Source organism: Cognatundibacterium luofuense, from assembly GCF_018139685.1.
Classification (GTDB): domain Bacteria; phylum Pseudomonadota; class Gammaproteobacteria; order Burkholderiales; family Burkholderiaceae_D; genus Undibacterium; species Undibacterium luofuense.
This window is the reverse complement of the sequence record NZ_JAGSPN010000155.1, coordinates 1-449: the sequence shown is the minus strand read 5'-3', so window position 1 is coordinate 449 and position 449 is coordinate 1. Positions and strand designations below refer to the sequence as shown.

1 protein-coding gene is annotated in these 449 nt (G+C 54.1%); it reads right to left on the bottom strand.

The features are described 5' to 3' along the window. A partial coding sequence (locus KDM89_RS19795) for a hypothetical protein (RefSeq protein ID WP_212689602.1) occupies window positions 1-449 on the bottom strand: 449 nt, incomplete at both ends.

Genomic DNA, 449 nt, shown 5'->3' with positions numbered 1-449 from the left:
ACCACATCGATGGTCATCTGTTCGTCGACGTCCTGCGTCATTTCATTGAGCGAGGAGCGCTGTTCGAGGATCAGATTACGGATCTCACCGTATTGGTTGAACATGTGTTCAACCGGCGTCTGAAATGCCTTTTGCAGATAATAGACAGACTGCACGATGCCGGAGACTGGTGCCGGTGGCAGATTTTCTTGCCAGCTTGCTTGTGATGTTGTTGCCTCTGCAGAACTGGTGGGCGCAGCAGCGCTGAATTCGCCATCCGGATAATTTGCCATTCCTGAGCCTGCTGGCAACAGCTCTGCGCCGTCTGCCGGATGCGATGCTGAATGGAATTGCAGTGCATCTGGAGTCTGCACTGCGTCAGCCTGTGCTGGATGTGGGGGCGCAGGTGCAAATAGCTGACGTATCGCTTTGCCGATAGAGCCTTGCTTACTCAGCCAGCCTGGATTCAT